This is a genomic window from Pseudomonas sp. TWRC1-2, from assembly GCF_049896685.1.
In the GTDB taxonomy this organism is placed as follows: Bacteria; Pseudomonadota; Gammaproteobacteria; order Pseudomonadales; family Pseudomonadaceae; genus Aquipseudomonas.
This window is the reverse complement of sequence record NZ_JAFCUU010000006.1, coordinates 120,928-144,014: the sequence shown is the minus strand read 5'-3', so window position 1 is coordinate 144,014 and position 23,087 is coordinate 120,928. Positions and strand designations below refer to the sequence as shown.

General features: G+C 61.8%; 23 protein-coding genes and 1 tRNA gene. 10 read left to right on the top strand and 14 right to left on the bottom strand.

The features are described from left to right. Positions 1-99 precede the first annotated feature (99 nt). From ACP7B3_RS18535 to ptsP, 3 genes are read right to left on the bottom strand one after another with little or no spacing between them, the layout of a single operon-like run. The gene (locus ACP7B3_RS18535) at positions 100-1,815 is read right to left on the bottom strand and encodes a PTS fructose-like transporter subunit IIB (protein ID WP_426180109.1); all 1,716 of its coding nucleotides are present in this window, start codon (positions 1,813-1,815) and stop codon (positions 100-102) included. Between the two features lie 11 nt (positions 1,816-1,826). Beyond that, positions 1,827-2,768, bottom strand: coding sequence for a 1-phosphofructokinase (gene pfkB / locus ACP7B3_RS18530; RefSeq protein ID WP_426180106.1), 942 nt, complete (start codon positions 2,766-2,768; stop codon positions 1,827-1,829). Further along, positions 2,769-5,627: a phosphoenolpyruvate--protein phosphotransferase gene (gene ptsP / locus ACP7B3_RS18525; RefSeq protein ID WP_426180103.1), complete on the bottom strand. Its 2,859-nt coding sequence runs from the start codon at positions 5,625-5,627 to the stop codon at positions 2,769-2,771. Positions 5,628-5,921: 294 nt separating this feature from the next. Here ptsP and cra point away from each other — a divergent pair, with 294 nt between their 5' ends. Then, positions 5,922-6,917: a catabolite repressor/activator gene (cra, locus tag ACP7B3_RS18520; RefSeq protein ID WP_145165276.1), complete on the top strand. Its 996-nt coding sequence runs from the start codon at positions 5,922-5,924 to the stop codon at positions 6,915-6,917. A 2-nt stretch (positions 6,918-6,919) separates the two neighbouring features. After that, complete coding sequence (locus tag ACP7B3_RS18515; RefSeq protein WP_426180099.1) at positions 6,920-7,696, top strand: TatD family hydrolase; 777 nt, start codon at positions 6,920-6,922, stop codon at positions 7,694-7,696. On the opposite strand, the gene ACP7B3_RS18510 is transcribed toward ACP7B3_RS18515, so the two are convergent. The 5 genes from ACP7B3_RS18510 to ACP7B3_RS18490 all read right to left on the bottom strand — a co-directional run bounded on the left by ACP7B3_RS18510 (position 7,643) and on the right by ACP7B3_RS18490 (position 14,035). Continuing rightward, positions 7,643-8,071, bottom strand: a complete 429-nt coding sequence (locus ACP7B3_RS18510) for a hypothetical protein (protein ID WP_124416411.1) — start codon at positions 8,069-8,071, stop codon at positions 7,643-7,645. The two genes, ACP7B3_RS18515 and ACP7B3_RS18510, sit on opposite strands and share 54 nt — an antisense overlap. A gap of 127 nt (positions 8,072-8,198) precedes the next feature. Next, entirely contained in the window at positions 8,199-8,903 is a 705-nt protein-coding gene (locus ACP7B3_RS18505) for a methyl-accepting chemotaxis protein (protein ID WP_426180459.1), read from the bottom strand. A gap of 1,517 nt (positions 8,904-10,420) precedes the next feature. Then, the gene (gene ampE / locus ACP7B3_RS18500) at positions 10,421-11,257 is read right to left on the bottom strand and encodes a regulatory signaling modulator protein AmpE (protein WP_106578613.1); all 837 of its coding nucleotides are present in this window, start codon (positions 11,255-11,257) and stop codon (positions 10,421-10,423) included. Next, entirely contained in the window at positions 11,254-11,817 is a 564-nt protein-coding gene (ampD, locus tag ACP7B3_RS18495) for a 1,6-anhydro-N-acetylmuramyl-L-alanine amidase AmpD (protein ID WP_426180096.1), read from the bottom strand. The genes ampE and ampD overlap by 4 nt, the downstream gene beginning before the upstream one ends. A gap of 61 nt (positions 11,818-11,878) precedes the next feature. After that, positions 11,879-14,035, bottom strand: a complete 2,157-nt coding sequence (locus ACP7B3_RS18490) for a DUF1631 domain-containing protein (protein ID WP_426180094.1) — start codon at positions 14,033-14,035, stop codon at positions 11,879-11,881. 245 nt (positions 14,036-14,280) lie between these two features. On the opposite strand from ACP7B3_RS18490, the gene nadC reads away from it, so the two are divergent. Beyond that, positions 14,281-15,129 (top strand): carboxylating nicotinate-nucleotide diphosphorylase, encoded by an 849-nt coding sequence (gene nadC / locus ACP7B3_RS18485; protein ID WP_145165288.1) that lies wholly within the window; start codon positions 14,281-14,283, stop codon positions 15,127-15,129. A gap of 43 nt (positions 15,130-15,172) precedes the next feature. Here nadC and ACP7B3_RS18480 read toward each other — a convergent pair whose 3' ends face one another. From ACP7B3_RS18480 to ACP7B3_RS18470, 3 genes are all read right to left on the bottom strand, one after another. Further along, entirely contained in the window at positions 15,173-15,478 is a 306-nt protein-coding gene (locus ACP7B3_RS18480) for a DUF6388 family protein (protein ID WP_242194771.1), read from the bottom strand. 172 nt (positions 15,479-15,650) lie between these two features. Beyond that, positions 15,651-15,723: transfer RNA gene (locus ACP7B3_RS18475), tRNA-Thr, on the bottom strand. A gap of 64 nt (positions 15,724-15,787) precedes the next feature. Then, a complete protein-coding gene (locus ACP7B3_RS18470; RefSeq protein ID WP_277933556.1) occupies positions 15,788-16,201 on the bottom strand; it encodes a pilin in 414 nt (137 codons plus the stop codon). Positions 16,202-16,403: 202 nt separating this feature from the next. On the opposite strand from ACP7B3_RS18470, the gene ACP7B3_RS18465 reads away from it, so the two are divergent. Genes ACP7B3_RS18465 through yacG form a run of 4 tightly spaced genes read left to right on the top strand, consistent with a single transcriptional unit; the run spans position 16,404 to position 19,292 of the window. Continuing rightward, positions 16,404-17,612, top strand: coding sequence for a type II secretion system F family protein (locus tag ACP7B3_RS18465; protein ID WP_426180090.1), 1,209 nt, complete (start codon positions 16,404-16,406; stop codon positions 17,610-17,612). Next, positions 17,609-18,475 carry a prepilin peptidase gene (locus tag ACP7B3_RS18460; RefSeq protein WP_426180088.1) on the top strand — a complete coding sequence of 289 codons (867 nt, stop codon included), beginning with the start codon at positions 17,609-17,611 and terminating at the stop codon, positions 18,473-18,475. The genes ACP7B3_RS18465 and ACP7B3_RS18460 overlap by 4 nt, the downstream gene beginning before the upstream one ends. Further along, positions 18,472-19,095, top strand: coding sequence for a dephospho-CoA kinase (gene coaE / locus ACP7B3_RS18455; protein WP_145165294.1), 624 nt, complete (start codon positions 18,472-18,474; stop codon positions 19,093-19,095). The genes ACP7B3_RS18460 and coaE overlap by 4 nt, the downstream gene beginning before the upstream one ends. Continuing rightward, positions 19,092-19,292, top strand: coding sequence for a DNA gyrase inhibitor YacG (gene yacG, locus ACP7B3_RS18450; RefSeq protein WP_106578604.1), 201 nt, complete (start codon positions 19,092-19,094; stop codon positions 19,290-19,292). The genes coaE and yacG overlap by 4 nt, the downstream gene beginning before the upstream one ends. Here the strand turns inward: yacG and ACP7B3_RS18445 are convergent. The 3 genes from ACP7B3_RS18445 to ACP7B3_RS18435 form a co-directional block, all read right to left on the bottom strand. After that, on the bottom strand, positions 19,289-19,504 hold the full coding sequence (locus tag ACP7B3_RS18445; protein ID WP_003171680.1) for a hypothetical protein: 216 nt from the start codon (positions 19,502-19,504) through the stop codon (positions 19,289-19,291). The genes yacG and ACP7B3_RS18445 overlap by 4 nt on opposite strands. 66 nt (positions 19,505-19,570) lie before the next feature. Next, positions 19,571-20,260, bottom strand: coding sequence for an energy-coupling factor ABC transporter permease (locus ACP7B3_RS18440; RefSeq protein WP_426180084.1), 690 nt, complete (start codon positions 20,258-20,260; stop codon positions 19,571-19,573). After that, entirely contained in the window at positions 20,257-20,724 is a 468-nt protein-coding gene (locus tag ACP7B3_RS18435; protein ID WP_145165300.1) for an FAD/FMN-containing dehydrogenase, read from the bottom strand. Before ACP7B3_RS18435 ends, ACP7B3_RS18440 begins: the two co-directional genes overlap by 4 nt. Before the next feature lie 100 nt (positions 20,725-20,824). Between ACP7B3_RS18435 and ACP7B3_RS18430 the strand changes: the two genes are divergently transcribed. From ACP7B3_RS18430 to ACP7B3_RS18420, 3 genes are all read left to right on the top strand, one after another. Continuing rightward, positions 20,825-21,454: a DUF1780 domain-containing protein gene (locus ACP7B3_RS18430; protein WP_145165302.1), complete on the top strand. Its 630-nt coding sequence runs from the start codon at positions 20,825-20,827 to the stop codon at positions 21,452-21,454. Between the two features lie 89 nt (positions 21,455-21,543). After that, the gene (locus tag ACP7B3_RS18425) at positions 21,544-21,717 is read left to right on the top strand and encodes a DUF3094 family protein (protein ID WP_064450648.1); all 174 of its coding nucleotides are present in this window, start codon (positions 21,544-21,546) and stop codon (positions 21,715-21,717) included. Between the two features lie 60 nt (positions 21,718-21,777). After that, positions 21,778-23,076 (top strand): NAD(P)/FAD-dependent oxidoreductase, encoded by a 1,299-nt coding sequence (locus tag ACP7B3_RS18420; RefSeq protein ID WP_145165303.1) that lies wholly within the window; start codon positions 21,778-21,780, stop codon positions 23,074-23,076. Positions 23,077-23,087 lie beyond the last annotated feature (11 nt).

The following is a 23,087-nucleotide window of genomic DNA, read 5'->3' as shown; positions in this document are numbered from 1 at the left end:
GGAGTGGGCTTGCCCGCGAAAGCGCAGTGTCAATCAACCAATACATTGACTGGCACACTGCGTTCGCGAGCAAGCCCGCTCCCAAATTTTTGGCCGGTGTCAGGCCTTTCCCGCAGCTTCTGTGAGTTCCAGCGCCTCAGGGCGCTTGATCAGCGCATACACCAACCCCGTCAACAGGCTGCCGGCAACAATCGCCAGCAAGTACAGCAGGGCATGGTTCATCGCATTGGGAATGATCAGCACAAACAGGCCACCATGAGGCGCCGCCAGTTTGCAGCCGAAATACATCGACAGCGCGCCGGTCAAGGCGCCACCGGCGATGCTGGCCGGGATCACGCGCAGTGGGTCTTTGGCCGCAAACGGAATCGCGCCTTCGGAGATAAAGCACAGGCCCAGAATCATCGCGGCCTTGCCGGCTTCGCGCTCGGTCTGGGCGAACTTGCGCCGCGCCAGGAACGTGGCGATGCCCATGCCAATCGGCGGCACCATGCCAGCGGCCATGGTCGCGGCCATCGGCGCGCCGCTGGAAGCGGCCAGCAAGCCGACGGAAAACGCATACGCCGCCTTGTTGATCGGCCCACCCAAATCGACGCACATCATGCCGCCCAGGAGGATACCCAGCAGCACCGCGTTGGTGGTGCCCATGGTGCTGAGAAAGTCGGTCAGGCTGCTGAGCAGCCGCGCGACCGGCGGGCCGACCAGATAAATCATCGCAAGGCCGGTGAACAAACTCGCCAGCAATGGAATGATCAGGATCGGCTTGAGCGCCTCCAGGCTCTGCGGCAACTTCACCGCGCGGGTGATCAGTTTGACGCAATAACCGGCGAGGAAACCGGCGAAAATCCCGCCGATAAAACCCGCGCCCAACGTGCCCGCGAGCAGGCCGCCAATCATGCCCGGCGCGAGGCCGGGGCGGTCGGCAATCGAGTAGGCGATATAGCCCGCCAGCAACGGCACCATCAGCATGAAGGCCTGGTCGCCGACGGTTTTGAGTGCCGCCGCCAAGGTACCCTTTTCTTCAAAGGCATGAATGCCGAACACAAACGACAAGGCGATCAGCAAGCCGCCGGCCACCACCATCGGCAACATGAACGACACACCGGTGAGCAGGTGTTTGTACACGCCGGTCTTTTCCGATTTTTTCGCCACCGCGCTGCCGGCCGCGCTTTCCACCGCGCCTTCGGCCAAGGCTTTGTTGAGCGTGGCTTCGGATTGCTTGAGGGCAATGCCGGTGCCACAGCGGTAAATCTTCTTGCCGGCGAAGCGCTCGGTGGCCACTTCAATGTCGGCCGCCAGCAACACCACGTCGGCATTGGCGATGGCCTCCGGGCTCAAAGGCGTGCGCGCGCCCACCGAGCCCTGGGTCTCGACCTGCAAGTCGTAGCCCAGGCGCTTGGCGGTTTGCTGCAAGGCTTCGGCCGCCATAAAGGTGTGCGCTACGCCGGTGGGGCAGGCCGTGACCGCGACGATACGCGGCGCGGACTTGGCTGCCTGCTGCGTCGCCACATAGACCTCAGCCTCTTCGGCGCCGCGACGCAATACTGCGTCCACATCCGCCAACGCCTGGGCCGGCGTGCTCTGGAACACGCGTTTGCCGACAAACCGCTGCATCTCCACCGGCGTGCTGCTGACCAGCAACACCCAATCGGCGTCATCGAGCGTGGCCTGGGACAACTGGCGTTCCGGGTGCTGCACGTCCACCACTTCGACGCTGGTGTGCAAGCCCTGGCGCTGCGCGGCGGCGTCCAACAAGCGGGCGCACAGCACACTGGTGACCATGCCGTTCGGGCAGGCGGTAACAATGGCTAACTTCATCACAAACCCTCTTATTGTTCTGTCAGCGCGCGCACATGGACGCCGCTTTCGAGACGCGCCAACTGCGCGTCATCGCTGATGCCAAACCCGATCTGCGTGACGGCCATCGCGGCAATTGCCGTGGCGCGCCGCAAGGTGGTTTGCGGCAGATCAACCCCGAGCAAACCGTGAAGCATCCCGGCCAGCAGCGAGTCGCCGGCGCCCACCGTACTGGCGACGCTGACCTTGGGCGGCGTGGCGTGCAGCGCGGTGCCCGGGCTGAACCAGTTCACGCCGTCGGCACCGTGGGACACCACCACATGTTCCACGCCTTGGGCGTGCAGACGCTCGGCGGCCTGGGCCTGTTGCGCGATGGAGTCCGTGGGGCAATCCAAGGCCTCGGCCAACTCTTCAGTGTTGGGTTTGATCAGCCACGGGCCCGCCTGCAAACCGGCGCGCAAGGCTTCGCCGCTGGTGTCGAGGGCGACTTTCAAACCGAGGCTTTTCAGGTGTTCCAGCAAGCCCTGAAACCACTGCGCGCTGATGCCGCGCGGCAAACTGCCGGCAACCACCACCGCGTCGTGCCCTGGCGCAATCCGCGTCAGTTGATCGAGCAACGCCTGCTGGGCCTGCTCACTGACCTGCGGTCCCGGCGCATTGACGTCGGTGACCCGGCCGTCCAGCTCGGCGATCTTGATGTTGCTGCGGGTTTCGCCCGGTACGCGAATAAACGCATCGGCAAAACCACGCCGGGCAATCAACGCCTCGAAGGCTTGCGGATTGTCTTCACCCAGAAAGCCGCCGACGGTGACGTGATGGCCAAGGTCTGCCAACACTTGGGCGACATTCACACCTTTGCCGGCGGCGTGGGTCAGCAGGGTTTCGCTGCGGTTGACGGCACCCGGCTCCAGGCGAGCCAGGCGTACCGTGAGGTCCAACGCCGGGTTCAGCGTCAGGGTCAGAATCTTCGCCATTTACACGGCCTCCACTAGGGCTCGCACTTGCGCGGGCGAACCCACCGCAAGGGCTTTTTGCGCCAGGCCCTGGGCCTCGCTCAGACTGAATTCGCGTACCCGCGCCTTCACTTCAGGAATGCTGCGGGCCGACACGCTCAACTCATCCACCCCCAGCCCGATCAGCACCGGCACCGCCAGCGGGTCCGCTGCCAATTCGCCGCACACGCCCACCCACTTGCCATGGGCGTGGGCGGCACGCACGGTGATGTCGATCAGTTGCAGCACCGCCGGGTGCAGGCCGTCGGCCTGGGCCGACAAGGTTGGGTGGCCACGGTCGATGGCCAGCGTGTACTGGGTCAGGTCGTTGGTGCCGACGCTGAAAAAGTCGACCTCCTTGGCCAGTACCGGTGCGAGCAAGGCGGCAGACGGCACTTCGATCATGATGCCCAGCTGCAAGTCGGCGACCGGGATTTCCAGGCGCAGGCGCTCGGTCATGTCCCGGGCCGCGCGCCATTCATCGACGCTGCCGACCATGGGAAACATGATGCGCAGCGGTCGGTTGTCCGCCGAGCGCAGCAGCGCACGCAATTGCGCTTCCATGATCTGCGGGCGCTGCAAGGTGAGGCGAATACCGCGCACACCGAGGAAGGGGTTTTCTTCCTCGGCGATTGGCCAATACGGCAGCGGTTTATCACCCCCAACATCGAGGGTGCGCACCACCAGCGGGCGACCGCCAAGGCCGTCGAGTACGCGGCGGTATTCGGCTTCCTGAGTGGCTTCATCCGGCGCTTGTGGGTGAGCCATGAAAATCAGCTCGGTGCGCAGCAGGCCGATGCCTTCGGCGCCCTGCTCCACCGCGCCGGCAACACCGGCGCTCTCGCCGATATTAGCGAACACTTCCACGGCGTGACCGTCACGGGTCAACGCCGGTTCGTGGCGCTGCGCCGAAGCCGCTTGCAGGCGCTGTTCGCGGGTGTCGCGCTCGACGCTGGCGCGTTGCAAGGTGGTGGCGTCGGGGTCGACATGCAGGCGACCGCGCTGACCATCGAGCAACAACGGCGTGCCGGAGGCGAGCAACAACACCGCCGCGCCTGCGCCTACCAAGGCGGGAATGCCCAGGGCGCGCGCGACGATGGCGCTGTGCGCCGTGGCGCCGCCACGCGCGGTGAGAATGCCGGCGACACGGGCCGGGTCCAGACGCGCGACGTCGGAGGGACCGACTTCGTCCATCACTAAAATGTAGGGTTCGCTCGGCTCCTGGGCGGTTTCGACGCCGCACAATTGCGCCAGCACCCGACGGCCGATGTCGCGCAGGTCGGCGGCGCGCTCGGCGAGCAAGGCATCCTGCAGCGCCTCCTGCTGCTTGGCGGCGGCCTCGATCACGCTCATCCACGCCGCTTCGGCGCTCTCGCCCTGCTTGAGGCGGGTGTCGACTTCGTCGGTCAGCTCCGGGTCGTCGAGCATTTCCTGGTGGGTGATGAAGATCTCGCGGATGGCTTTGGCCTGGCTGCGTTCGATCAGGCCCTGGATATCGTGGCGCACATCGGCCAGGGCGCTCTGCAAGCGCTGGCGCTCAATGGCCGAGGACTCGCCGCGAAGGGGGTAATCGAAGACTTGCTGAACCTGGATATGTGCAGGCCCGATGGCAATGCCCGGCGCGGCAGCGATGGCCTGGATCTGGCTGCCGGCTGCGGGCGCGCTGATGGCCGGCTCGATCTCGACGCTGGCAGGCTGGGCACTTACGGTCGGCAGCGGCTCGATTTCTTCGCCCAGACCTTCTTCTACGGCCGCGAGCAACGCGGGCAATGCATCGCCGGCAATTGTCGGTTCAGCGACAAACTCCAGCACTTGGCCGCGACGGGCGCCAAGGCTCAGCAACTTGCTCAAACTTTTCACCGACACGGCGCCCACCGGGCCATCAACCAGGCGCACGCGGATATCGCCATCAAAACTTTTCGCCAATTGCGCGAGGATTTTCGCCGGCCGAGCATGCAAGCCATGGGCGTTGGCCAGGGTGACGCGCACGCTGGGCCAGTCAGGCGGCAGTTCGCCGCCGAGCACTTCGAGCACCGCACGGCTGCTGGTGGCGCGGCCGAGTTCCTGGCCGCGCCCTTCAATCAACAACGCACACAGGCGTTCGAGCAAGCTCTGGTGCGCTTCGCCAAGGCTGGCCAGGCAAAACAAACCGTTGAGCGGCTGGCCGAGGTAACGCATGGGTTTGTCCGGCGTGACGAACGCAAGGCCCGGACGCTTGACCGTCTGCTCGCTGTGCAACCACCACAGGCCATCGCCCAGCGGCAACGCGTCGACTTGCTGCAACACGGCAGCAAAACCATTGCTCACGCAATCAGCCTGACGCAACAGGCGTGCGCCTCGCCAGACAAGCTCTTCGAAGTCATCGGCGGACACGCCAAGGCTGATCATTTGCGCGTCCAGCGCCAGTTCCTGCGGCGCGCCTTGCAGCAGCTTCAGCAAGGCGTCGGCCGAACCGGCACGGCGCAGCGCCTCGCCCAGATCGGTTTCACCGAGGGCGCGGGTCAGCAATTGCAGCAGGCGCAGGTGTTCATCGGATTTGGCGGCAATGCCAATGGCCAGGTAGACGATCTGGCCATCGCCCCAGTCCACCCCTTCGGGGAACTGCAGCAGGCGTACGCCGGTGGAAAAAACCTGGTCGCGGGTTTCCGGGGTGCCGTGAGGGATGGCAATGCCTTGGCCGAGAAAGGTCGAACCTTGGGCTTCACGCGCTTGCAAGCCACTGAGGTAACCCTCGGCGACCAGGCCGTCGGCCACCAGTTTGTCAGCGAGCAGGTGCAAGGCAGCAGATTTATCCAAAGCCACCTGGCCCATGGATATCTGCTCTACAGTGAGCTCAAGCATGCCGTTCTCCTAGTTAGTGCGGTGGGCGCACTAGGTATTGTTTTGAATAAATCAGCGTGGCTGCGTTCAAAAATAGCTGACTGAATGGTCAATTGGCAGTAGCCAGTCAGTCGCGAACGTCGTAAAAATACGCTGGCTGAAACGTTTAATCTAGAATTTATGGCAGATTACGCGCTAATTATGCAAGCTTGAAGCGCCACTCGGCGCTTGAGCTCAGCCAATAGTCGTGTGCAGTAATCGGTTACGATTGGACAAAATGTCGGGGCAAGCTCTAAAAAACAAGGAAATCCCGGTTTGAAACTCAGTGATATCGCACGTCTGGCCGGTGTGTCCGTGACCACCGCAAGCTACGTCATCAATGGCAAGGCCGCGCAACAACGCATCAGCAGCGCAACCGTCGAGCGGGTGCGCGCGGTGGTTGAAGCCCATGGCTTTACCCCAAACCCTCAGGCAGCCGGGCTGCGCAGTCGGCACACGCGCACCTTGGGCTTTATCCTGCCGGACCTGGAAAACCCCAGTTACGCACGGATCGCCAAGTTGTTGGAACAAGGCGCACGGGCGCGCGGCTATCAGTTGCTGATTGCCAGCTCCGACGACGAGGCCGACAGCGAGCGCCAGTTGCTGCAGCTGTTTCGCGCGCGGCGTTGCGATGCGCTGTTTGTGGCCAGTTGCCTGCCGGCCAGCGATGACAGCTACCGCGAACTGCAAGCCAAAGGCCTGCCAGTGATTGCGATCGACCGGGTGATGGAAACGGAGCAGTTTTGCTCGGTGGTCAGCGATGACCGCCAGGCCTGCCAGCAGTTGACCAGCAGCCTGCTGCAACCGTTGCCCAAGCAGATCGCGCTGATCGGTGCGCGTCCCGAGCTGGGCATCAGCCAGGAGCGCGCCGCCGGTTTTCATGAAGCGCTGAAAGGCTTCACGGGTGAGGTCATCGTCGAACAGGGCGAGGCCTTCAGCCGAGATTGCGGCCGACAGCTGATGGAGCAACTTCTGCAACAACTGGGGCATTTGCCTGACGCGCTGGTGACCACTTCGTACGTGCTGCTGCAAGGGGTGTTCGACGCGCTGCACGACTTCCCGCTCAAATCCCGGCCGCTGCGCCTCGGCACTTTTGGTGACACCCAGTTGCTGGACTTCCTGCCGCTGCCGGTCAACGCCATGGCCCAGCAACACCAATTGATTGCCGACACCGCCCTGCGCCTGGCGTTGGCCGCCATCGAGGAAGAACAGTACCAACCGGGCGTGCACGCCATCGGCCGGACCTTCAAGCAGCGTATTCACGAGGCTTGAGCGTGGAGCTGATCGACACCCATACCCACCTGGACTTCCCGGACTTCGACCCTGATCGCAGGCAAGTCCTCGCCCACAGCCGCCAACTCGGCGTGCAGCGCATGGTGGTGTTGGGCGTGTATCAGCAAAACTGGCAACGGCTGTGGGACCTGGTGCAGGAAGACGAAGGCTTGTTCGCCGCCTTCGGCCTGCACCCGGTGTACCTGGATGAGCATCGCCCCGCCGACCTGACGGAGCTGGGCGACTGGCTGACGCGCTTGAAGGGCCACCGGCAACTGTGCGCCGTCGGTGAAATCGGCCTGGATTACTTTCTCGAACAGCTGGACCGCGAGCGCCAGCAGCACCTGTTTGAAGCGCAGCTGAAACTGGCGGTGGACTTCCAGCTCCCGGCCTTGCTGCACGTGCGCCGCAGCCACGCAGCAGTGATCGCTACCCTCAAGCGCATTCGCCTGCCACGCGGCGGCATCATCCATGCGTTTGCCGGCAGTTTTGAGGAAGCCCGCGAGTACATCAAGCTGGGTTTCAAACTCGGCCTGGGCGGCGCCGCCACATGGCCGCAGGCGCTGCGCATGCACAAAGTACTTGCGCGACTGCCCCTTGACGCGGTGGTGCTGGAAACCGATTCACCGGACATGGCGCCCGCCATGTACCCGGGCCAGCGCAACAGCCCGCAACACCTGCCAGACATCTGCACCGACTTGGCCGAACGCATGGCGATCAGCCCTTTACTGCTGGCCGAGACGAGCACACGCAATGCGCGCGAGCTGTTCAACTGGTAGCGGTTTGACCGCCTGCAAGTTCAACGTCAGCCGTTGCCGATGACGGGCGTAACGCAGCACTAGAAAGTGCATCAGCACCGCCACCAGCGAAACGTTGAGTTGCCCGACCACGCTGAGCAACCCGACCCACTCCGCCACCAGCGCCACAATCAGCACCGAGCAGGTCAATACCACCATGCTCGGGGCCACCATGGCCCAGTGGTCCAGCGCCTTGAACTGGCGCAGCTGCCTGGGGCATATCAACTGCAGAGTGCGCTGGCAATAGGGGCATTCAAAGGGCTCGTGGATGGCAATCGCATTCACTTGCCAGGGCTTGAGTTCAAACGTGATGTCGCAATGGGCGCAATGCCCTTTGATCCCCATGGCAGTGGCCATCGCTGTGCCTCCCTTGAACCGTGACGGGTTGAAACAAATTCTCACCCATTCAGGCATTCAAAAAAGCCACACAGCGAAATCAGGACGGGCACCACGGCCCACGAAGACCAAGTCCTACGCGCCTGCCCTACACACGAAACGCGCCGATCAATTGCCTCAACTCGACGACTTGCACCGACAGCAGCCGACTGGCCGTTTCGGTCTGATGCGCGCCCTCGGCGGCATGCTCGCCCGCACGATTGATGGCAACGATGTTCTGGTCGATATCGTGGGCCACGGCGGTTTGCTGCTCCACGGCCGCGGCAATCTGCTGGTTTTGATCGACGATCATTCCGACGGCACCCAGGATATTTTCCAGGGCTTGCTGGACCTTTTCCGACTGCCCCACGGTGCCATTGGCCATGGCATGGCTGGTGCCCATGACCTTCACGGCCGCGCCGACACCGCTGTGCAGGCGGCTGATCATCTGTTCGATTTCTTCAGTGGACTGCTGGGTGCGTCGGGCCAGGGTGCGAACCTCGTCGGCCACCACAGCAAAACCGCGGCCCTGCTCGCCGGCGCGCGCCGCCTCAATCGCGGCGTTCAGCGCCAACAGGTTGGTTTGTTCGGCGATGCTCTTGATCACCTCGAGCACGCCACTGATCGACTGGCTGTCGGTGGCCAATTGGTTGATGACCTGCACTGACGCCTCTATCTCCAACGCCAGGCTCGCGATGCTGCCCTGCTGGGATTGCACCAGGCCTCGGCCGCTGACGGTTTCGTCGTTGACGCTGTGGGCACTGCTGACCGCCGCCGCCGCACTGCGCGCCACTTCCTGGGCGGTGGACGACATCTGGTTCATGGCCGTCGCCACCTGCTCGATCTGGCTGCGCTGCCCGGAAACCGCCTGGTTGCTGTGGGCCGACACGGCTTGCACTTGCCCGGCTTGCAACTCGACCTGGCTGACGGTGTGACCGACGCGCTCGATCAAGTCATGAATCCTGGCCACCGTGCCGTTGAATACCTGGCCCAACTCCCCCAGTTCGTCGCGACTGTGCGCAACAAAGCTGACGGTCATGTCGCCGCCCGCGACCTGGTTCATCATCGCCCCCAGGCGACGCAACGTGGTGCGGGTCGACGCGTAGAAACCGGCATACAAATAAAAGATCAGCACAAACACCGCCACCAGCGCCGAGACCAGCACCATCATGTGCGTGCGTTTTTGGGCCAGGCGCTGCTCAAGTTGCTGTTCAAGAAACGTCAGGGTCGCTTCATTGAGTTGGTAGGTTTGGGCCATCAACTGGCTGACGCTTTCATAAAAACCCTGCCACGGCGCATCGAGGGTTTCGGCCATCACCACCTGCTCTTCAAACAACTCGCTGCCGTGCTTGAGGCTCGCGCTGCTGGCCGTGGCCAGAGGGTCGAGCGCCGCATGCGCGGCGGTGCTGGCGCCCAGTGCGTCCTGCAACTTCAGGGCGTACTCGGCCTGGAGTTTTTCCAATTGCTGCAGCAGTTCATCAAAGCGCGTACTGGAGGATGAATTGAGAAAACCCTGGCCCAAGGAGTAGGCGCCCATGGCCCGCCCTTCACCCAGGGTTTGGGTGACTTGCGGGGTGACGCTGGTGACCAGCTCGCTGAGTTGGCGCAAATCGCCCTGAGGGTCACGGCTCAAGCCGGACTGGCTGGCGATGATCTGGCTGAGCATCTGCGCTTTGTTGAGCAATTTGCCAATCAGCGCGCTTTTGCTCAGCAGCGAGGTTTCCTGTTGCTGAGCCTTGAATGCGGCGACCATTTCGTCGCGCTTGCCATCAAAAACACGGGTGTGTTCAGGGTCGCCGGTCATCGCGTTGAGGCCTTGCAGGCGGCTCAACACGCTCTGTTCCAACGCACTGATCTTGCCCTCCAGATCACCGGCCTTGCCGGACTGCCCCAGCACCGCGTTGATCTGCACCTGGTTATTCAGGGTTTCCAGGTCACGGCGCAGCGCCAGGCTGCTGCCGAGCAGATCGAGGCTTTGCAGTTCGATGCGAGTGCCCTGCAATTGCGACCAGGAATCACGCACCAGGAAATAATTGGTGGCCAGCATCGGCAGCAGGAACAGCACGCTGATCAGGCTGAATTTCATGCCGAAACTCAGACGGTTCATCAGCGCGATGGCGGGATAGAGCAAGCTCTTCAAAGGTGTACTCCCTTTCTATTATTTTTATTGAGGCGCAGGGGGAAGCGGCAGATAGCCACTATTTGGCGCTCTGTCTGTATAGCTCAATTTGAAAGGGAGTTTTGTAACGTAAGGTTAACGACCTGCGCTGAGCGGTTTTTTGTGGCGGGGGCGCAAAGTCCCCCGCCACAAAAACCCGCTCGTCTGGCTAGCTACGGCAGTACGGTCCAGATCGCAAACCCGGCATACCACAGCACCGCCGCGCGCAGCAGCAGTTCCCACAGCCGATCCAGGCTGTTGATACCCTCGGGCCCCACCACGGGCGGTGGGATTTCAGCCGCCGCCAGGCCGACTTTTTCTACCAGTTGTGCAGCGCTGATGTCCCAGCTCAACAACTCATGCAACATCACCCGCCCAACCGCGACAAAGTTACCCACCAAGGCAAAACTTGCCGCCAGAAGGCGCACCGGCACCCAGTCAAATGCGTGACGCAATTGCCCGGCACGCTCGGCAACCTGCGGGTTCTGGCTGTATTCGCTGGCCAATGCCAATAGGCGATACGCCAACGCCGCCACCGGCCCCAACAGGAAGTACCAGAAGATCACTGCAAAAAAGCTCTGATAGGCCTGCCACAGCAAATGGCCTTGAACGCGCTCCAGCAGTTGCTCGCCATTGTCAGCCACCACCTTCAGGTCTCGTTCGGCCACATGCTCGGCGGCCTGCAGGTCACCGCGGCGCCATGCATCGCGAAACGGCCCAAGCCCAGCCAGCAGATCGCCGCGCCCGAGGCTGTAAATCACCACCAGCAGATGCACCGGCAGCGCCAGCAGGCCATAAGCCACCGGTTCCAGCACCAACAGCAACAGCGCCAGCAAGGCCACCGGCAGTAACACCAACAGGACAAGAATCAGCCAGGGCCGCTTCCCCATGCGCGGGCTGGATTCCAGCTTGGCCAGCTCACGCAGCCATCCACCGTCGCGTTGTAACCGCTGACGCAAGGCCGAGAATTTCTCGATCCAGACCGCCAACACCAACACCAGGAAACTCATCGTGCGTGTCCTCCATCCTGCAGGGCGCTGCGAAAGCGCGTCCAATCAAAAGCCGGGCCCGGGTCGGTCTTGCGACCCGGTGCGATATCACTGTGACCACAAATACGCTGCCGGGTGATGTCTGGATAAGCCGCCAGCAGCTGCCGCGTGAGGTCAATCAGCGAAACATATTGAGCCTCGGTAAACGGTAGCTCGTCCGTTCCTTCCAGCTCGATTCCCAGAGAAAAGTCATTACACACCTCGCGCCCCTCGAAACTCGATACCCCGGCATGCCAGGCGCGGTCCAGGCACGACACAAATTGCGTCACGCTGCCGTCGCGCTCAATCAGAAAATGCGCAGACACCCGTAAGTCGGCAATGCCTTCAAAGTAAGGATGTTGCGTGACATCCAGGCGATTCTGGAAAAACTCATGCACCTTGCCGGTGGCAAACTGTGCCGGTGGCAGGCTGATGTTATGCACCACCAACAGGGAGATCTCGCCGGCGGGGCGCTCGTTGAAGTTGGGCGAAGGGCAATGGCGAATGCCCTGGCACCAACCGCTGGTGGGGTCCAACCGCATACGGGTTCCTTGAATGAGACGAGGTGTTACCAGTATGCCGCGTTCAGGCCTGCGGTTGCGATCACTTGCCGCGATTGAGTTGACGCAGGTTGCCCACCACGCATGCCAGCGCGCGGTCGAACAGCAGCCCGTCGTCCAAGGTACGCAAGGCCCCGCGCTTGAATGCCATGGCCAACTGGTCGGCACTTTTTTCCAGGACTTTGAGCCCGGTACGGCTGACAAAAATGTAGCTATTGGCCGGGGCCATGATCGCCGTCAACTTGCAGCGCAACGCTGTGGTTTCGTCTTGCTGGAACTCAAACCAGCCACCGACACGCAGCTGGTGAGCCTTGAGCAGGTCCGGGTCATCGCTCGGCAAGCGCTGTATTGAATCAGGCAACCCTACACTGAACGAAAACGGCTCACGCACCTTGATCAGCGCGTCGATGCACTCGCCTTCGGCCGACTGAACATGCATGGCCTGCAATTGAACAAAAAACTCACGGGTGCTGAAAGGGTCGAACGCTGCGCTGGTCAAGCCGTTGCGCAAAGCCGTGAGCAGCCCGGGCAGTTGCTCCAGCAGGTGCCGGCCGGCCTCGGTGTCTGTCTGCAGGCCCACACTCCAGATCAACTCGTCCATGGTGCGCACACCCGCCTGCCACTGCACCGACTGTTCGCCGTGCTTGAGGCAGGCCAACAACAGCACCTGGCTCCAGGCCTGCTGAAGAAACCGCACCACCGATTGCGGCAAGACCTTGCCGAGCAAGCGCCGATTGAGCAGATCGGCCACACGGTCACGTGCGGCTTGCGTGCGTATGCGCCCTTCTTCGGCCTCACGGGTGTGTTGTTCAAGCAACGCGCTACGGCGTTGTTCATCCGAGGTGAACGCAGTGAACTGCGCCAGCAGTTGGGAAAAAATCGTCAGGTCTTCGACGAAATCATTCAACAAACACTGCACCACTTGCTCAATATGCAAGTACAGGCTGTCGCGCTGATAGCCCTCGTGCGGGCTCCAGCCCATGGCAGCCGAGGCGATTTCATTAAGCAGTCGACGCGCCGGGTGGCAGGCGCGGCTGAAGAGGCTCTTGTCCAGCACCGCCACTTTCAACATCGGAATCTGCAAGCGCGCGATCAAGCCCTTGAACGCATCAGGCACGGTGCGATCATTGAGGATGAACTCGAACAGCAAGGCGACCAGATTGATCACATCTTCATCGGCGCCTTCCACCACACGCGACTTGCCGCTCTTGACGCTGACGCGGGTCAACAGTTGTTCAAGCTGGTTACGCAGGTCGAAATCGTCTTCGGCCTCAGGTTCGGGCACATATTGTTGCAGGTGCGAGAGCAGGCGCAGCAGGTCGCGCGAGGCAATGGGTTGCGGTTCGGCGCAGGCTTCCAGGGTCGGCGCCACGCTGCCTCGCACCGCCGCCAACAACACCTGCAAGGCGGCGAAGGCTTGCTGGCCGTTCTCATCCAGGGGCGGGTCGATGGGTGGCGGGTTGCCTTCTCGCTGCTGGTCACGGGCGGCACGCCCGCCAGGGCGACGCGAGGGCACGGCCTTGAGTTCGGGCAAAACCCCGGTGGCGACCAGCAACTGATTGGCTTCGCAGAACAATTGGTCGGCGTCACTGAGCACGTACTTTTCAAACAGTTTGAGCATGATCAGCTTGACGCGAATCTCTACGCCCAGGCTGCGCCCCGCGCGCAAAAAGAACTCGCAAAGCAGCGCCGGACCCAACGGGTTGTCGCACTCGCTCAGAGGCTTGCCAAGCAATGCACTCAAGCGCGCGGTCAGTTGGCCCAGCGCCAGACCATCGCGATGTCGCACCCGTCCGAGCATGGCCTCCAGCGCAACGGCCTTTTCCAGTTCGTCGCTGGACGTGCCGGGCGCCGCCTCATACGACACCACCGGCACCAAATGCGCCTCGCCTGGCTCTGCATGGCCCAGACTGGCGAAAGCGGCGAACAACTGCGCCATGAACACGCGCTCAAAATTTTTGCGCTTGAGGCGCAAGTCACGCATCGCTTCAAAGAAGATGTGATGGTCAACATTGCTGCGGGCCTTGTCGGCCATTTCGAACAGCGTGTCATCGGCGTTATCGAACAGTTCCTGCAGACCTTGCTGCAACTGTTGGGCAGCCTTGTCGCGAACCTGCAGCAACACCACCGGCAGGCGCGCAAGCGGCGATGGCGTGGGGTGCGCCTTGTTGATTGGCACCACCTTTCCGTCATTGTGCATCCTGGCCTCCTGAAACGGCGGTGTTGGGGTGGGGAGCGATCAGCTACAGGTCCGATGGGGGCTGCGAAAACCGGTTGTCACCAGGACGTCAAAGCTATGACGCCAATTGCAAGGCGCAGGATTATCTTGCAAATAAGGGTAGTTGCGCCAGTGAACTCTGCCATTGCTCTGTAAATGAGTGTTGAGTCTGGGTTCACAGGCGCGCTGCCCCTATAATCCGTGGCACTTTGTTTGTGGAGCCTGTTATGCCGAATCTCCGTCTTGCCGACCTCACCGCCGAAATCGAAGCCAACGTGCGCCGTGCACTGCTGGAAGACATCGGCAGCGGCGACATCACTGCGCAATTGATTCCGGCCGAACGGCTGGCCAAGGCGACGATCATCACCCGCGATGCGGCCGTCATCGCCGGTACGGCCTGGGTCGATGCGGTGTTCCGTCAGCTCGATCCGCGGGTCGCGGTGCATTGGCAGGTTGCCGACGGTGAGCGTGTCAGCCCCAACCAGGCGCTGTTCCACCTTGAGGGCCCTGCCCGCTCACTGCTCAGCGGCGAACGCTGCGCGCTGAATTTTCTGCAGATGCTGTCAGGCGTCGCCACGCGCGCTCAGTACCTGGCGGATTTCGTCGCCACGACCCAGGTCAAGCTGCTGGACACCCGCAAAACCCTGCCGGGCCTGCGCCTGGCGCAGAAATACGCCGTGACCTGCGGCGGTTGTCATAACCACCGCATCGGGTTGTACGACGCCTTCCTGATCAAGGAAAACCATATCGCGGCGTGCGGCGGGATTGCGCAGGCGATTACCGCCGCGCACAAGATCGCGCCGGGCAAGCCCGTGGAAATCGAAGTGGAAAGCCTGGAGGAACTGCGCGAAGCGCTGGCGGCGGGCGCCGATATCATCATGCTCGACGAATTGAGCCTGGATGACATGCGTGAGGCCGTGCGCCTGAATGCGGGCAAGGCCAAGCTGGAGGCCAGCGGCGGGATCAATGAAACCACGCTGCTGCCCATCGCCCAAACCGGAGTGGACTACATCTCCATCGGCGCGATGACCAAGGATGTGAAGGCGGTGGACTTGTCGATGCGGCTGAGCATCTGACGTTTTAATGTAAGCGCCGGCAAGCCGGCGCCTGCACAGTGTTTCAGATCGCGAGGTTGTTCATCCCGCAATACTCGTTCCAGTCGACACCCAGCACCTCGGCGGCCTCCTTGTGCAAGGCCAGGCGTGCGGCCTCGAACTCTTCCGGCGTCGACGTGTACTTGAGGGTTAATTCCCATGGCTGCAGGCCCTGGGCCTCGGCCTCATCCTCAAATGACCATTGGATCTGGTCCCTTTGATCATCGGCGCTCAGGTCCTTGATCTCATCCAGCAGTTCCGGCGACTCCGCAACGTACTTTTTGAGGGCTGCTTCGTGCCGCGCTTCCTGGGTCATTTCTGATGTGGTCATGTTGTTCTCTTAGATCGAGGAATGGGGATGCATCTGGGTCATCAAGGTTGCGCAGATACGAAAGAGCAAGCATGAATGCCGGCTCGTCTGGCCTTCAGAACCATTCTGGGATCATCTGAAAACAGTGCTGCCTTTTGAAACAGTGTTGCGTTTTTTCAACAGTGTTGCCTTGTGCCCGAGACAGGAATCGAACCTGCGACCTTCGCGTTACGAGTGCGCTGCTCTACCGGCTGAGCTACACGGGCGGTGGGCTAAAGCTAGCACCGCATTGGGCAGGCGGCAACTAACTCGCCTACCGCCCGACGGCCGTCAGGCCCCGTCGGCGCCGCAGCCTTTGGCAACGTATTGCGCTTCAGCCGTGGTCGCGCACTTCCAGCCCGTGGTGGCGCTGCGCGTCAACGTGATGGTCTTGCCCAGCACGGGCGCAGGCGCATCAAGAATTTCACAGCTGATGGAGCCTGTGCCGGTGGCCACATCGCCTGCCACGTCGATCTTGCAATTGGCGGTGGGACTGGTGCCACCGATCAAGGCCAGGGTCGGTACGGTGCCCTGATTGAGGGTGTCCTCGAAACCTGCCTTCAGCGCGGAGACTTCAGCCAACCCCGCGGTGAACTTGGCCTTGGCCTGGTGCTTGGTATACATGGGCAAACCGATAGTGGCCAAAATGCCGATGATTGCCACGACGATCAACAGCTCGATCAAGGTAAAGCCTTTCTGACGCATCACATTCACTCTCCAGAATAGAAACCCTCACAAGGCGCGTCCTGCGCCCCGCATTGTGCAACGGCGCCAGTGTACTCATCCACGCACGACCAATCGCCTGCAAGACGCACAATCTGACATTTTATCCTTCCTCGCCAGCCTGTCCGAATCCCTCACCTGACTAAGCTATAAATCTTCAACGACCTGCGTGCGGAAACGTGACATGAATGACGCTGCAACGATCTACGCCTGGGAAGGCATCAACCGCAAAGGACGCAGAGTCTGCGGGCAAACCACAGGCCAGAACCTGGCGCTGATCAAGGCACAACTGCGCGAGCAAGGGATTTGCCCCGGCCGTATCCGCAAGAAAACCCCACGCCTGCCAAGCTTCGCCCCGCCGATAAAACCCGCCGATATTGCCCTGTTCACCCGCCAGCTGGCGACATTACTGAAGGCTGGCATACCGCTGTTGCAAGCGTTCGACATTATTGGCGAAGGCTTCGACAACCGCCTGATGCGCGAGCTGATAAAGGGCTTGAAACAGGAAATCGCCGCCGGCAACAACCTGGCGGCAGCGCTGAAAAAACAACCGCGCTATTTCGATGACCTGTATTGCCACCTGATTGCCGCCGGCGAGCACGCCGGCGCCCTGGAAACGCTGCTGGAGCGCGTTGCCATCCATCTGGAGAAAAGCCAGCAGCTCAAGGCGCGCATCAAGAAGGCCATGACCTACCCCATCGCCGTCATCGTGGTTGCAGGCCTGGTCAGCACGGTCTTGCTGATCCACGTGGTGCCGCAGTTCCAGAACCTGTTCGCCGGCGTCGATGGCAAACTGCCGGGCTTCACCCTGAGTGTCATTGCCTTGTCCGAGTTCCTGCAGCGTGCCTGGTGGATGGTGGCACTGGGTTTGGCCGCGACAATTATCGGGCTGCGCCACGCCTATCGGGCATCTCCCGGTTTTCGCCGTTGGCTGGACCTCGGTTTGTTGAACGCGCCCCTGGCAGGCACACTGCTGAAAAAAACCGCGGTTGCCCGCTACGCCCGCACACTCTCAACGACCTTCGCCGCGGGCGTGCCGTTGGTGCAGGCGCTGGATTGCGTGGCGGGGGCGGTCGGAAATGGGTTGTTCAAACAGGCGATAGAGCATATGCGTCACGATGTATCCACTGGCATGCAGTTGCACCAATCCATGGCCAACAGCCGCCTGTTTCCCAGTATGGCAATCCAGATGACGGCCATCGGGGAAGAATCGGGAACCCTGGACCGCATGCTGGAAAAAGTCGCCAATCACTACGAGGCCGATGTGCAAAACCTGGTCGATAACCTCACCAGCCTGATGGAGCCCCTGATCATGGTGGTATTGGGCGGCATCGTCGGCGCACTGGTGATCGCCATGTACCTGCCAGTTTTCCAGCTGGGGTCGGCATTTTGAACCCGTTGCTGAATGAACAACCGTGGCTCTTTGTCGGGATGGCGCTGGTGCTGGGCCTGATTGTCGGCAGTTTCCTCAATGTGCTGGTGTGGCGCCTGCCGAAAATGCTCGAGCGCGAATGGCGCGCCCAGGCCCAGGAGGTGCTCGGTTTGCCTGCTGACCCTGCGGGCCCGGCTTACAACCTGATGCGCCCCCATTCCTGCTGCCCGCGATGCAATCATCCGGTTCGCGCGTGGGAAAATATTCCGCTGCTCAGCTACCTGCTGCTCAAGGGCCGTTGTGCCCATTGCCGAGAACCTATCAGTGCCCGCTACCCGTTCACCGAACTTGCCGGCGCGCTGGTCTCGGCGGCGGTGGCCTGGCATTTCGGCTTCGGCTGGCAAGCCGGTGCGGTGATGCTGCTGAGCTGGGGGTTGCTGGCGATGAGCCTGATCGATGTGGATCATCAGCTGCTACCCGACGTTCTGGTGCTGCCGCTGTTATGGCTGGGGCTGATCCTCAACAGCGTTGGCTTGCTGGCGACGCTGCCGGATGCGCTCTGGGGTGCGGTCATTGGGTACATGAGCCTGTGGACGGTGTTCTGGCTGTTCAAGGTGATCACCGGCAAGGACGGCATGGGCTATGGCGACTTCAAGTTGTTGGCCTTGCTCGGCGCCTGGGGTGGCTGGCAGATTCTGCCGATGACACTGCTGATGTCTTCGTTGCTCGGGGTGCTTGCCGGGCTCATCCTGCTGCGCTTGCGCAAGCCCCAGGCGTCGGCCCCAATGCCGTTTGGTCCGTGTCTGGCGATTGCCGGCTGGATTGCATTGCTCTGGGGTGGTCAAATAACCGACTTCTATTTGCAGTCTGTCGGTTTCAAATGACCACTTCTGTTGCAACACCCTGGATTCTTGGCCTCACCGGCGGCATCGGCAGCGGCAAAAGCGCGGCCGCCCAGCACTTCATGGATTTGGGCATCGACCTGATCGACGCCGACCATGCGGCTCGCTGGGTGGTTGAGCCCGGGCGCCCGGCACTGGCGCAAATCGCCGAGCACTTCGGTGCAGGCGTGCTGTTACCCGACGGCCAACTGGACCGCGCCGCGTTGCGCAAACTGATCTTTGAGGTCCCGCAAGAACGCCGCTGGCTGGAAGCCTTGCTGCACCCGCTGATCGGCGAGGAGATTCGCAGCCATCTGGCGCGCGCGCGGTCGCCTTACGCAATCCTGGTGTCACCGCTGCTGATCGAGTCCGGCCAGTACAGCATGACCCAGCGCATCCTGGTGATTGACGTGCCGCAATCACTGCAGATTCAGCGTACCCTGCAGCGCGACGGCATCAGCGAACAGCAGGTGCAGGCGATTCTGAAGGCCCAGTCCAGCCGTGAAGACCGCCTGAACCATGCCGATGACGTACTGGTCAATGACCAGGACCTCGCCTGGCTGCACAGCGAGGTCGAGCGACTGCACCACTTTTACCTTACTTTGCGTGGAGGCCGATCATGAGCCAACCTATGACCGTCGACTGCCCAACCTGCGGTGCACCCGTGGAATGGAAAACAGACAACCTCAATCGGCCGTTTTGCTCGGACCGTTGCAAACTCATCGACCTGGGCGCCTGGGCGTCGGAAGAGCACAAGATTCCGGTCAGCCCGGATGCCGAAGACGACCTGTTCTCCGAAGACTTTCAGCCTAAGCACTAAGGCCGCATAAAGGCGTATTCCTGCTGGTCGTCAAGGTTCTCTGCAAGGTATTGCAGCTCGTCGGCCAGGTCTTCGAAACTGCGTACGCCTTTACTCTGCTGCACCACGGCGCTGAGCATGGCGCGCAAGGTCAAGCCTGGGTCGAAACCGATTTCCTGCGCGGCGTCCTGACTTCTGCGCAACTCCTGCCGTGCCCATTCGTACACACTCATGCCCCACGCTCCTTCATAAATTTCGCAGAGCATGGGCCTGTGTGGCCGGCCGGGATTTGATCTGGGTCAACGCCGCGAATCGTCGTCTTTCCATGGCGCAGAGAGGTAGCGCGTACGGTTGAAGGTCTCAAGCCACTCCGGGCAAAACACCACCAGAGCGCTGATGACCATGCCGTTGATGAAGGCTTCGGGGAAGATGATCAGCCACAGGTAGCCGATGAAGTCTTCCAGCCACTCCGGCATCGCGAAACGGCCGTCTAACCACAGCAACCCCAGCGCAGCCATCAAGCAGAGCAGCGCCGACAGCGCGGCGGCAAAGAAGCCCGAGCAGAAGATATACACAAAGGGATTGCGGGGTTGGGCGCGCTCTACCAGCACTGCACAGCCTTCCGTGACCAGTACTGGCAACACGATAAACAGCAGGCCATTGACCCCGACGGCGGCCAGGTCCTGACGCCCCAGCAGCAACAGCCCGAACTGCGCCGCCAACCCGCCGACGATTGCCAGAGGCCAGTCGAGCAGCAGGGTCACGGCGGTCATGCCGATAAAGTGGTAGGAAACGCCAGTATCGAAATCGCGCCGCACCAGCCACAACATGAACAGCGCGAACACCGTACCAAACAGCAGATGCTGACGCCGCCGGTCGGCAAACAGCTCGACCCATGGCGAGCGCAGGATTGCCCACATCACCACGGGCGCATACAACAGCCAGCCGATGCTGAGGGTTTGCGGCGCCAGCACGGCGGCACTGATCACGGCTTCACCTGCTCCAGTGCCTGGCGCAGCTCGTCGGCGGAGCTGAATTCGTGCTGCGCAATCACCTTGCCGCTATCGAGTTGCAGCCACAGCACTTTATCCACAGCCCCTGGGTAACGCGGGGCGATACGCGCATCACGGTCCAGCATGACCCGGTAGTTGTAGGCCTGCATCGCCGGCACGGCGAACAGCTTGGCGATGAGCCGGGGCATGCGCTGGATATCGGCGATGAACACCGCGTGGCGCGCTTCGAGGTAGCCCTTGGGCTGGCCTTGCAGCGCGGCATCTACCCGCTTGGCGGCGTCCATGCTGCGGGCTACCAGCAGAATCTGCGCCTGGTCATCCAGGGTGTAGGCCTGGTCGAACTGGTCGAGCAGGGTCCATGGCGCCACGCGCTCACCCACCTCAACAGCTTGGGCCCACAACGGTAAAAGGCTCAGCAACAGCACCACGAAAAACTTCACCGCAGACTCCTTGATTCGGATGAGGGTCGAGTAGCCAGTCTACACCGGCCGTTTAAAGCAAGACTTCCTGCGGTCATCATTTGGACGCTAAGCTGCAAATATGGATGACTCAGATTACTTGCGCCTGCTCACCGTAGCGGCCGAACAAGCCAATGCGTTCCTGTCCAATGCCCGCAAATGGGAGCGTGAGCGTTGGGTCTGCCAGCGCCTGCTGCAAGGCTTGAATGTGCCCTACCGGGCCGAGGAGTTTCATGCCGCCGGTCAAGAACCGCCGGATGTGTTGTTTCGCGACGCCAGTTTCGAGGTGTTTTTTGTACTGGATGAAGGCCGACGCCTGAACGACGAATGGCGCGACGAGTTGCTGCGCCGACGCAGCGCGTTTTCCCTGAGCCAGTTGGTCCGGCGCGAAGCCAAGCCGCGGCGTATCCCCGCCCATGAGTTCCTGTTGCGCCTGGCGCCGACGCTGCGCAAAAAAGCGCACAACTACAAAGAACGTGGCATTGACCTGGGCGAGCTGGACCTCATCGCCTTCGCCAGTCTCAAGCGCGAAGTGCTGGACCTCAACAGCCATTTCCCGCCTCCCACCGAATACCTGCGCCAGGGCTGGCGCTCGCTGTCGCTGGTCGGGCCGACCTTTGCCCGCGTGCTGTTCGCCCATCCTGATGCCCCGGATTTCTTGCGCAACAACTTGGGCCGCAGCATAGTATTCGACGTGGGCATCAGCCTGTGACGCAGGCACAGGCTACGCTTGTGGCGATACCGCCAATCTCCTGACTGTAACGTGGCGCCCTTTTGCAACGTCTACCTGACGAGGCCTTTATGACCAGCCGCCTGAACCCCGATGACCAACAGCATGTCGAAGAGTACCTGCAACTCTCCCAGAACCGAGTCGAGCGCAAGCCTTTCCGGCCGTGGCTGCTCCTTGGTGTGGTGCTGGTGGCGGTGATCGGGCTCGGTCTGCTGAGCCGCCTTTTGAGTTACCTGACGCTATGAGCTGCCTGGCGCTCGCGAGGGTAACTGCTCCGATTTCTTTTAGCCTTGCGAGATATCCCCATGACCCATCGTATTATTATCGTCGGCGGCGGCGCCGGCGGCCTGGAGTTGGCTACCCGCCTGGGTAAGACTCTGGGCAAGCGCGGCACCGCCAACATCACGCTGGTGGACACCAACCTGACCCATATCTGGAAGCCTTTGCTGCACGAAGTGGCTGCCGGCTCGCTGAACTCTTCGGAAGACGAACTCAATTATGTCGCCCAAGCCAAATGGAACCACTTCGAGTTTCAGCTGGGGCGCATGAGCGGGCTTGACCGTGAACAGAAAAAAATTCAGCTGGCCGCCACCCTTGACGAAGAAGGCCGCGAACTGGTGCCTGCGCGCGTGCTGGGCTATGACAGCCTGGTGATCGCAGTCGGCAGCACCACCAATGACTTCGGCACCGAGGGCGCAGCGCAACACTGCCTGTTCCTGGACACACGCAAACAGGCCGAGCGTTTCCACCAGCAGTTGCTCAACCACTACCTGCGCGCCCATGCCGGGCAGACCGATACCATTGAACAGATCAGCGTCGCCATCGTCGGCGCTGGCGCCACCGGCGTTGAGCTGGCCGCCGAGCTGCATAACGCCGCCCACGAGCTGGCAGCGTACGGCCTGGACAAGATCAAACCGGAAAACATGCACATCACCCTTATCGAAGCCGGCCCACGGGTATTGCCTGCGCTGCCGGAACGAATTGGCGGGCCGGTGCATAAAACCCTGGAGAAACTCGGGGTCACGGTGCTGACCAATTCGGCGGTCAGCGAAGTGACGGCCGACGCACTGATCACCAGCAGCGGCCAGGTCATTCCGGCCAGCTTGAAGGTGTGGGCCGCCGGGATTCGCGCGCCAGGCTTCCTCAAGGACATCGACGGCCTGGAAACCAACCGCATCAACCAATTGCAGGTGTTGCCGACACTGCAGACTACCCGCGACGAAAATATCTTCGCCTTCGGCGACTGCGCCGCCTGCCCGCAACCAGGCACCGACCGCAATGTACCGCCCCGCGCACAGGCCGCTCACCAGCAGGCTTCGTTGCTGGCCAAGTCGCTGAAACTGCGGATTGAAGGCAAGGACCTGCCGTCCTACAAGTACACCGACTACGGCTCGCTGATCTCGCTGTCACGTTTCTCGGCGGTGGGTAACTTGATGGGCAACCTGACCGGCAGCGTGATGCTGGAAGGCTGGCTGGCGCGGATGTTCTATGTATCGCTGTACCGCATGCACCAGATGGCGTTGTACGGTTTCTTCCGCACGGCCATGCTGATGCTCGGCAGCAAGATCGGGCGCGGGACCGAACCAAGGCTCAAGCTGCACTGATTGACTGAACG

What these genes read in the sequence shown, in the direction of transcription:
- ACP7B3_RS18535 (WP_426180109.1), bottom strand. Translation starts at nt 1,815, where the DNA reads ATGAAGTTAGCCATTGTTACCGCCTGCCCGAACGGCATGGTCACCAGT.
- pfkB (WP_426180106.1), bottom strand. Translation starts at nt 2,768, where the DNA reads ATGGCGAAGATTCTGACCCTGACGCTGAACCCGGCGTTGGACCTCACG.
- ptsP (WP_426180103.1), bottom strand. Translation starts at nt 5,627, where the DNA reads ATGCTTGAGCTCACTGTAGAGCAGATATCCATGGGCCAGGTGGCTTTG.
- ACP7B3_RS18510 (WP_124416411.1), bottom strand. Translation starts at nt 8,071, where the DNA reads ATGGCCACTGCCATGGGGATCAAAGGGCATTGCGCCCATTGCGACATC.
- ACP7B3_RS18505 (WP_426180459.1), bottom strand. Translation starts at nt 8,903, where the DNA reads ATGTCGTCCACCGCCCAGGAAGTGGCGCGCAGTGCGGCGGCGGCGGTC.
- ampE (WP_106578613.1), bottom strand. Translation starts at nt 11,257, where the DNA reads ATGAGTTTCCTGGTGTTGGTGTTGGCGGTCTGGATCGAGAAATTCTCG.
- ampD (WP_426180096.1), bottom strand. Translation starts at nt 11,817, where the DNA reads ATGCGGTTGGACCCCACCAGCGGTTGGTGCCAGGGCATTCGCCATTGC.
- ACP7B3_RS18490 (WP_426180094.1), bottom strand. Translation starts at nt 14,035, where the DNA reads ATGCACAATGACGGAAAGGTGGTGCCAATCAACAAGGCGCACCCCACG.
- nadC (WP_145165288.1), top strand. Translation starts at nt 14,281, where the DNA reads ATGCCGAATCTCCGTCTTGCCGACCTCACCGCCGAAATCGAAGCCAAC.
- ACP7B3_RS18480 (WP_242194771.1), bottom strand. Translation starts at nt 15,478, where the DNA reads ATGACCACATCAGAAATGACCCAGGAAGCGCGGCACGAAGCAGCCCTC.
- ACP7B3_RS18470 (WP_277933556.1), bottom strand. Translation starts at nt 16,201, where the DNA reads ATGCGTCAGAAAGGCTTTACCTTGATCGAGCTGTTGATCGTCGTGGCA.
- ACP7B3_RS18465 (WP_426180090.1), top strand. Translation starts at nt 16,404, where the DNA reads ATGAATGACGCTGCAACGATCTACGCCTGGGAAGGCATCAACCGCAAA.
- coaE (WP_145165294.1), top strand. Translation starts at nt 18,472, where the DNA reads ATGACCACTTCTGTTGCAACACCCTGGATTCTTGGCCTCACCGGCGGC.
- yacG (WP_106578604.1), top strand. Translation starts at nt 19,092, where the DNA reads ATGAGCCAACCTATGACCGTCGACTGCCCAACCTGCGGTGCACCCGTG.
- ACP7B3_RS18445 (WP_003171680.1), bottom strand. Translation starts at nt 19,504, where the DNA reads ATGAGTGTGTACGAATGGGCACGGCAGGAGTTGCGCAGAAGTCAGGAC.
- ACP7B3_RS18430 (WP_145165302.1), top strand. Translation starts at nt 20,825, where the DNA reads ATGGATGACTCAGATTACTTGCGCCTGCTCACCGTAGCGGCCGAACAA.
- ACP7B3_RS18425 (WP_064450648.1), top strand. Translation starts at nt 21,544, where the DNA reads ATGACCAGCCGCCTGAACCCCGATGACCAACAGCATGTCGAAGAGTAC.
- ACP7B3_RS18420 (WP_145165303.1), top strand. Translation starts at nt 21,778, where the DNA reads ATGACCCATCGTATTATTATCGTCGGCGGCGGCGCCGGCGGCCTGGAG.